Raw genomic sequence first — 1,867 nt, 5'->3', positions numbered from 1 at the left:
CGACGTCCGGCTGGGTCCCGAGCACCTGCCGGGGCGGTGGGAGCCGCGGGTCGGCCCGCTGCTCCAGGGGTGGCGGCCGACCGGTTCGCTCACGCCCGCCGCGTTCCTGGAGAAGTACTGGACGGGCCCGGCCGACGGCGGCACCTGGAAGTACCCGCCGAACGACGGCTTCGCCGAGGTCAACGGCACCGTCGACCGGGAGGCGACGCGGCTGGAGTCCGGGCAGCTGCTCGACCGCTTCGGCTCGGAGTACGGCGGCTACCTCGCCCCCGCGGGCGACCGCTACGCCGAGCGCGCACTGCCCCCGCAGAACCTCAACACCCGCGACCCCGACGCCCCCTGCGACTACCGCGTGTACCAGGTCACCAAGCCGTTCTGGGTCTGGCAGGGCGCGGTCGCGCCGTGGTTCGAGCAGCCCGGCGGGGGCGAGCAGATCAAGCTGGACCCGGTGTTCCTCGACCCGGGCGACGGGCAGCGGCTGAACGTGACCTGGCTGCTGGCGCACGGCTACCTGGCTCCGGCGTAGCGACGGGCGGGGGCGCGGGCGGGGTGCGGGCCGCGCGGCCGGTGGTGCTCACGGGAACTTGGTCGTGCTCCGGGACTCAGCCTTGCTCCGGGACTCAGTCGTGCTCGGAGACGAGGACGGCGACCGTGTCCGGTGAGAGGGCCTCGAAGACGTGCGGGACGTCGGCGGGGTAGGAGGCGTAGTCGCCAGGGGCGAGGTCGACCGGCTCCTCCGCCACCCCCACGCGCGCGCGCCCGGTGCTGACTATCACGTGCTCGACGACCCCGGGGGAGTGCGGGTCCGAGCGGCGGGGGGTGCCGGGCTGGACGGTGACGAGGTAGATGTCGCGGCGCGCGTGGGCGGGGGAGGAGGCCAGCAGCGTCGCGGCGTAGTCGGCGTGCTCGGACGGCACGGACGGGCCCTCGCCGCGGCGGATGACCTGCACGCGGGGGCGGGGCGGCTCGACGAGCCGGGAGAAGGGGACGTCGAGCGCGACGCTGAGGGCCCAGAGGGTCTCCACGCTCGGGTTGCCGGTGCCGGACTCCAGTTGGGAGAGCGTCGACTTGGCGATGCCCGCGCGGCGGGCCAGCTCCGTCAGCGTCAGCCCCGTGCGGCGGCGCTCGCGCTGGAGCGACGCGGCGATGGCATCGAGGGGGGCTCCGCCGCTCGGCACCATGACACGCTCCGTTCGTCCCCGGGGTGTTCGCTCTGTCGGTCGTTTATTCGGCTTGACGAACAGACTAGCGGATGTTCAGCATGGCATCCATGCGTTCGATATGGCGAACCCTGCGCGGCGACCTCGCCCGCGACATCGCGCTGGTCTGCGCCGCGGACACCCTGGTCGGCGTCTCGTTCGGGGCCATCGCGGTCAGTGAGGGGCTGCCTCTGTGGCTGCCGGTGCTGCTGTCCGTGGTGGTCTTCGCGGGGGCGGCGCAGTTCATGTTCGTCGGCATCGTCGCCTCCGGCGGCACGGCGCTGGCGGCCGTGGCCGCGGGGCTGCTGGTGAACGCGCGGCACGTGCCGTTCGGCTTCACCGTGGGCGACGCGCTGGGCGGCGGGCGGCTGCGGCGGTTCGCCGGCAGCCATCTGATGATCGACGAGACCGTGGCGTTCGCGCTGGCCCAGCGCGAGCCGGAGCGGCGGCGGGCGGCGTACTGGGCGTGCGGCATCGGGCTGTTCGTCTGCTGGAACGCGGGCGTGGTGCTCGGCGCGCTGGGCGGTACGGCGGTGAGCGACACGGACGCCTTCGGACTGGACGCGGCGTTCCCCGCGGTGCTGCTGGCGCTGGTGCTGCCGTCGCTGCGGGAGGCGGGTACGCGGCGGGCGTCGCTGGCGGGGCTGGGCGTCGCGCTGGTGGCCGCG

General features: G+C 74.5%; 3 protein-coding genes. 2 read left to right on the top strand and 1 reads right to left on the bottom strand.

The genetic code is table 11. From position 1 onward, the window contains the following. On the top strand, window positions 1-526 hold a 526-nt coding region (locus H5J30_RS30495; protein WP_181790675.1), incomplete at its 5' end, for a TNT domain-containing protein. Between the two features lie 94 nt (window positions 527-620). On the opposite strand, the gene H5J30_RS30490 is transcribed toward H5J30_RS30495, so the two are convergent. Continuing rightward, window positions 621-1,181 carry a helix-turn-helix domain-containing protein gene (locus H5J30_RS30490; protein WP_181790673.1) on the bottom strand — a complete coding sequence of 187 codons (561 nt, stop codon included), beginning with the start codon at window positions 1,179-1,181 and terminating at the stop codon, window positions 621-623. Window positions 1,182-1,270: 89 nt separating this feature from the next. Between H5J30_RS30490 and H5J30_RS30485 the strand changes: the two genes are divergently transcribed. Next, window positions 1,271-1,867 (top strand): AzlC family ABC transporter permease (locus tag H5J30_RS30485; RefSeq protein WP_258563611.1); only part of this gene is annotated, 597 nt, incomplete at its 3' end.

It is taken from the genome of Streptomyces phytophilus (genome assembly GCF_013870535.1).
GTDB lineage: Bacteria > Actinomycetota > Actinomycetes > Streptomycetales > Streptomycetaceae > Streptomyces > Streptomyces phytophilus.
This window is presented reverse-complemented; position numbering and strand designations above follow the sequence as displayed.

Excerpts from the sequence above, each read along its gene's own strand:
- H5J30_RS30490 (WP_181790673.1), bottom strand. The coding sequence starts at position 1,181 with ATGGTGCCGAGCGGCGGAGCCCCCCTCGATGCCATCGCCGCGTCGCTC.